A 5,791-nucleotide genomic window follows, 5' to 3' on the forward strand; every position below is an offset into this window, starting at 1 on the left:
CCCGAGGCGTGGCGCAGCGCCGCGGCTCAGAAGGTGGTCGACGTCATCGACCTCCCGGACGAGCCCGCCCCGCGCCTGCAGCGTCCCGTGCTCATGGTGCACGGCTTCCTCGGCGACGCCAGCGACTACGCCGGCATGATCACCTGGCTCGGTCGAGACGGGGCCAACCAGTTCGGCGGCGTCATCGCGGGCGGTCAGCCCTTCGAGGCTGACCCGAAGGCGAACTTCTTCGTGCTCGAGTTCTCGAAGCGCTGGAACCCCATCGAGCGCAACGTGAGCGAGCTGAAGGCCGCGGTCGACGCCATCTGCCGCCAGACCGGCGCGAAGGGGGTCGACATCGTTGCCCACAGCAAGGGCGGCCTCGACGTGCGCACCTATCTGGGCGACCCGGACGAGAAGGTCGACCACCTGCTGCTGCTGGGCTCCCCCGCCCATGGGGCCATCCTGGCCGACCTCGGCGCCTTCGCCCGCGACGCGCTGCACGTCAACGCCTTCCCGCCCTCTGACGATCCCGACGCCACCACGTGCCTGCGAGAGCTCTCCGCCGATCGCCTCGACCGCGACGGCGCCCCCACAAACCCCGTTCTGCACGACCTCAACGCCCGATGGGACGAGCAGAAGAGCCGCGCTGACATCATGAACATCGCCGGCGTCGGCATCCCCACGGTGGGCGGCCGCCTGGGCACCACCCCCATGGGCGACGGCCTCGTCACCGAGCGCTCGGCCTGGCTTCCCGGAGTGCCCTTCAAGCGTCTGTTCATGCGGGCCCACCAGGTTCTCCCGTTCAGTAAATCGGTGATGCGCGAGATGGCCGCGTTCTTCACCGACTCCCCGTCGCCGGGAGACCGCACGCTGCGCGACAAAGCCTGAAAAACGGAAACATCCTGGCAAACACCTGACCCCAGCACAACCGTTAAACTAACGTCACGAGGAAGAATGCTGGGAGGGTTTCACACCATGATCACTTCACTGTCCACCGTCACACCACAGGCTGTCGCTTCGCGCGCCTTCGCCGCGCCCACGAAGGTCGCACAGCCCACCTCACTCGCAGACCGCGTAGAGCTGAGCAAGAACACACCCCGCGAGCTCGACCCCGCCGACGCCGGCGCAGGCGCCATCTTCGGCGGAGTCATCGCATCGCAGATTGCGATTCCCATCGGGTCTGCGGCCGCAGGCCCCATGGGCTCGGTGGTCTTCGGCATCGGGGCAGCCGTCGCCGGTGCCTCGATGGGGTACGGCGCAGGGTTCAAGTCCACCGCCATCGCCGGCCTGGGCGCCCTGGTGGGCAGCATTGCGGGCGGAGCCGTGGCGGGCATTCCCGGCCGTGCCGTCGGCGCGCTCGCCGGCGGCTTCCTGGCCCACAAGCTGCAGGGCTGACGCAGTCAACGCATCATACTGGCTCAGGTGACGTTTCTCGACGCGCCTCGGCCCCCGTCTCGGCACCTGCTGCCACGACGAGGCCGGGGCGCCGCCATTCCGTGAGAAGGGGTGGAGGCCCTTCTCCGCTCGGAGCGCCTCGCCTCTGGCGCGCCATCACACGGTCTATTGCTTCGATTCCGACGATCGATTCGTCATCGCGGTGACGAGTGCACACCCGCCACCCAGGGCCGCGCCGAGGAGCGGCTGACCGGTGATAGCGCAGAGGACCCCTGCGGTGGCGCCGGCAACAGCGCCGACCGTTCCGCCGACGAACGGGAGCGCCACGCTTCCGATGCCCCCGACGACAGGGTTCACCTGGCCTTCGCCCGTCTTGCGGGCAAGATTGAGCGACAGCGCCTCTCCCAGTGAGAATCCCGCCCGTCCTCCGAAACCCAGACCGGTGAGTCCACCAACCACAGCGCCGAGCACCCCGCCGGTGAACGTGCCCAGCGCCCCCCAGGCGGCACCCACAGCAGCCTGAATCATCACATCACGCACGGGGGGGCGACCAGATGATCGGCTGGCCGATAGAAGGTGGAGATGGGGCAAAGCCGCACCGCTCCCCCGAAGCGAGAGCGCGTCAGACGCGTCTCGAACAGATGCATCGATGGGTGTCAAGGAAAGGGATTCAGGTCTGTGCGAGCGTCGTGTCACAGACTGCTCTCGCACGATTCTTGACGGAGAGGGAGCAGACAGGTTCATGGCGGGCCTCCAGAGAGAGTGATGCCGCCTCTTCGCTCAACCTCTTGCCGTCTGAATGTACGCGCCTGCCCTGAAATTTTCCTGAAACCGCCCGCTTCACGAAGGTCCCTCCCCACGTTCCACCCTCAGGCCCTCTTCTGGAGCGGAGCGTGTCAGCAGACCCGCCACGTTGCAGAGAGGAAGGGGATCCCCCTGGTAGACCGAACACCATGCCCCGCGGCCGAGCCCCCCGTCGGCCAGACTAATCGAGACAAAGGTTGACACCCCGTGCCCCTCGTCCGCCATCATGCCCTGCCCGTGTTCGACGAGCTCGAGGCGCAGGGAAAGAACATCCTGCCCCTCGATCGGGCGACCCAGCAAGACATCCGCGAGCTCCACATCGGACTGCTCAACATGATGCCCGATGCCGCCCTCGAGCCCACCGAGCGCCAGTTCCTCAATCTTGTGGGCAGCTCGAACCAGATCGCCCAGCTCTACGTCTACCCTTTCACCATCGAGGGGCTCGATCGCGGCGAGAAGGCCAGCACCCACATCGACACGCACTACACCGCCTTCGAAGAGATACGCGCGCACGGCCTCGACGCCCTCATCGTCACGGGGGCCAATGTGACGCGTCCCGACCTCAGCGCCGAACCGTTCTGGGAGCCGCTGCTCGAGGTCATCAACTGGGCCTCGCAGTCGGTGACCTCGATCTTGTGCTCATGCCTGGCCAGCCACGTGCTGCTCGAGCACATCTACGGACTGCGGCGCACGCCGCTGAGCCGCAAGCGCTGGGGGGTGTACCGCCACCGCGTGGCGCGCATCGACCATCCGCTGCTGGCCGACGTGAACACGCTCTTCGACGTGCCTCACTCACGCTGGAACGACATCCCCCGCGTGAGCATGGAGGCGGCCGGCGTGGTGCCCCTCATCACGACGGCCGATGGCGACGTTCACCTGGCGGTGAGCGCCGACGGCCTGCGCTACGTGTTCTTGCAGGGCCACCCGGAGTACGACATCAACAGCCTGCTCAAGGAGTACAAGCGTGAGGTGCGACGCTTCGCGATGGGCGAGATCGACGAGCACCCTCCCCTGCCCGAGCGCTACTTCACCTTCGACGCCCTCGACCTCGTCGAGCGCCATCGCGCCCAGGTCGTCGACGCCCGACGCCAGGGCCAGACGCCCCCCGAGTTCCCGGACGACGCCCTCGAGCCCCTGCTCGACAACACATGGGGCGACAGCGCAAAGACCCTGTTCAACAACTGGCTGGGCCTGGTCTATCGCCTGACCCACCTCGACCGAAAGAAACCCTTCGCAGACGGAATCGATCCCAACGACCCGCTGCAGCGGGGAAAGAAATGGAGCCTCGACCACCCATGAAGCCCGAGACCCTTGCCGTACACGCCGGCTACGACGGCGACCCCACCACCCACGCGGTGGCGGTACCCATCTACCAGACCGTGGCCTATGAGTTCGACGACGCCCAGCACGCCGCCGACCTGTTCAACCTCGCCGTTCCCGGCAACATCTACAGCCGCCTCATGAACCCCACCTGCGACGTGCTCGAGAAGCGCGTGTCCGCCCTCGAAGGCGGCATCGCGGGGCTGGCCCTGTCGAGCGGACAGGCCGCCATCACCTACAGCATTCTCACCCTGGCCCAGGCGGGCAACAACATCGTAAGCGTGCCCCAGCTGTATGGCGGAACCTATACCCTGTTCGCGCACATGCTCGGCGGCATGGGCATCGAGGTGCGCTTCGCCGCCGACGATCACCCCGACACCCTGGCCCGTCTCATCGACGAAAAAACGAGCGCCGTCTACTGCGAGAGCATCGGCAACCCGGCCGGCAACATCGTCGACCTCGAGCCCCTCGCCCAGATGGCCCACGCCCACGGCGTGCCGCTCATCGTCGACAACACCGTGCCCTCACCGTACCTGCTGCGCCCCATCGACTGGGGGGCCGACATCGTGGTGCACTCGCTCACCAAGTACATCGGCGGTCACGGAAACTCGCTGGGCGGCATGATCGTCGATTCGGGGAAGTTCCCCTGGGCGGAGAACGCGGAACGCTTCCCCCTGCTCACGCGCCCCGAGCCGGCCTACCACGGCGTGGTCTACACCGAGGCCCTGGGTCCGGCCGCCTTCATCGGTCGCGTTCGCACGGTTCCGCTGCGCAATACCGGCGCGGCCCTCAGCCCGCTCAACGCGTTCCTCATCTTGCAGGGGCTCGAGACCCTGCACCTGCGCATGGATCGCCACGTCGAGAACGCCATGGCCGTGGCCCGTCACCTGCAAGGGCACGAGCGCGTGTCGTGGGTGCAGTACGGCGGTCTGCCCGACTCGCCATACCACGCCCTGGCGCAGAAGTACACGGGCGGGCGCCCGTCGGCCCTGCTCACCTTCGGCATCAAGGGCGGGCTCGAGGCAGGACGAAAGTTCTACGACAGCCTCGGCCTGTTCAAGCGCCTCGTGAACATCGGCGACACCCGGTCGCTGGCGGCGCATCCGGCCTCGACCACGCATCGCCAGCTCACCCCCGACGAGCTGAAGCAGGCGCGGGTGACCGAAGACATGATTCGCCTGTGCATCGGCATCGAGCACATCGACGACATCATCGCCGACCTCGATCAGGCGCTCGCGAAGAGCTGACGCCGGCGGTGGGCGGCACGCGAGCCGCAGGCCCGTGACGCACGCCCATCACGGCGCGCTAGTATCGCGCCATGGTGGGTTCGATGCGCTCGGCCCAGGCCTCGATGCCGCCCGCCATCACACGCACGTCTGACATCCCCGCTTCGCGCAGCAGCGCGGCCGCCTTCAGGCTGCGGGGCCCGCGCTTGCAGAAGACGACGAGGTCCTGCGCCCCGTCGAGCTCGTGCAGGCGCGTGGCCAGCTCGCCCAGGGGAATCAGCCGCGCGCCCGCGATGGCCGCAATGTCGTGCTCGTGGGGCTCGCGCACGTCGAGCAGGTTCAGCGACCTGCCACCGCGGCGCAATGCAGCAACCTCTTCAACGCTCAGACAGACCGGATCGGCGTCTTCCGTTCGCCCCCTCGACGCCACCCCACAGAAGGCCTCGTAATCGATGGGGGCAGTCACCGTGGGATGCGGGCCACAGACGACGCAGCGCGCATCCTTGCCGATCTTGATCTCCCGGAAGGTGAAATCGAGCGCGTCGAACACCGACAGGCGTCCGATGAGCGGTTCCCCGATTCCGAGAACGAGCTTGATCACCTCGAGCGCCTGCAGCGACCCCACGATGCCCGGGAGCACGCCGAGAACGCCCCCTTCGGCGCACGACGGCACCATTCCCGGCGGCGGCGGCTCGGGAAAGAGGCATCGATAGCACGGCCCGCGACGCGCGTCGAACACGCTGATCTGCCCCTCGAAGCGAAAGATGCTGGCGTGCACGTTCGCCTTGCCCTTCAGCACGCACGCGTCATTGATGAGATAGCGCGTGGGGAAGTTGTCGGTGCCGTCGGCCACGATGTCGTATTCCGCGACCAGATCGAGAACGTTGGCCGAATCGAGCCGCAGCCGATGCGCCACGATGTCGATGTCGGCGTTGATGCCGCGCAGCCGCTCGACCGCCGCTTCGACCTTGTCTCTCCCCACGTCAGCACCCGAATACAGGATCTGGCGCTGCAGATTGGTCATATCGACCACATCGAAATCGACCACGCCGATGGTGCCCACG

The 5,791-nt window shown here is 67.2% G+C and carries 6 protein-coding genes; 4 read left to right on the top strand and 2 right to left on the bottom strand.

Going from position 1 to position 5,791, the window contains the following annotated elements:
• Both EB084_18100 and EB084_18105 read left to right on the top strand, forming a co-directional pair.
• On the top strand, positions 1-870 hold an 870-nt coding region (locus EB084_18100), incomplete at its 5' end, for an alpha/beta fold hydrolase (GenBank protein ID NDD30173.1).
• A gap of 66 nt (positions 871-936) precedes the next feature.
• Positions 937-1,377 carry a hypothetical protein gene (locus tag EB084_18105; GenBank protein NDD30174.1) on the top strand — a complete coding sequence of 147 codons (441 nt, stop codon included), beginning with the start codon at positions 937-939 and terminating at the stop codon, positions 1,375-1,377.
• A 165-nt stretch (positions 1,378-1,542) separates the two neighbouring features.
• Here the strand turns inward: EB084_18105 and EB084_18110 are convergent, their stop codons facing one another.
• Positions 1,543-1,905, bottom strand: a complete 363-nt coding sequence (locus EB084_18110; GenBank protein ID NDD30175.1) for a hypothetical protein — start codon at positions 1,903-1,905, stop codon at positions 1,543-1,545.
• Positions 1,906-2,388: 483 nt separating this feature from the next.
• On the opposite strand from EB084_18110, the gene EB084_18115 reads away from it, so the two are divergent.
• Both EB084_18115 and EB084_18120 read left to right on the top strand, forming a co-directional pair.
• Complete coding sequence (locus EB084_18115; GenBank protein ID NDD30176.1) at positions 2,389-3,480, top strand: homoserine O-succinyltransferase; 1,092 nt, start codon at positions 2,389-2,391, stop codon at positions 3,478-3,480.
• Positions 3,477-4,748, top strand: a complete 1,272-nt coding sequence (locus tag EB084_18120) for an O-acetylhomoserine aminocarboxypropyltransferase/cysteine synthase (GenBank protein NDD30177.1) — start codon at positions 3,477-3,479, stop codon at positions 4,746-4,748. The genes EB084_18115 and EB084_18120 overlap by 4 nt, the downstream gene beginning before the upstream one ends.
• Positions 4,749-4,806: 58 nt before the next feature.
• On the opposite strand, the gene EB084_18125 is transcribed toward EB084_18120, so the two are convergent.
• Positions 4,807-5,790, bottom strand: a complete 984-nt coding sequence (locus EB084_18125) for a molybdenum cofactor biosynthesis protein MoeB (protein ID NDD30178.1) — start codon at positions 5,788-5,790, stop codon at positions 4,807-4,809.
• Position 5,791: the final 1 nt, after the last annotated feature.

It is taken from the genome of Pseudomonadota bacterium, from assembly GCA_010028905.1.
Taxonomy (GTDB): domain Bacteria; phylum Vulcanimicrobiota; class Xenobia; order RGZZ01; family RGZZ01; genus RGZZ01.

Coding starts and splice junctions, on each gene's coding strand:
- EB084_18120 (NDD30177.1), top strand. CDS start 3,477: ATGAAGCCCGAGACCCTTGCCGTACACGCCGGCTACGACGGCGACCCC.
- EB084_18110 (NDD30175.1), bottom strand. CDS start 1,905: ATGATTCAGGCTGCTGTGGGTGCCGCCTGGGGGGCGCTGGGCACGTTC.
- EB084_18105 (NDD30174.1), top strand. CDS start 937: ATGCTGGGAGGGTTTCACACCATGATCACTTCACTGTCCACCGTCACA.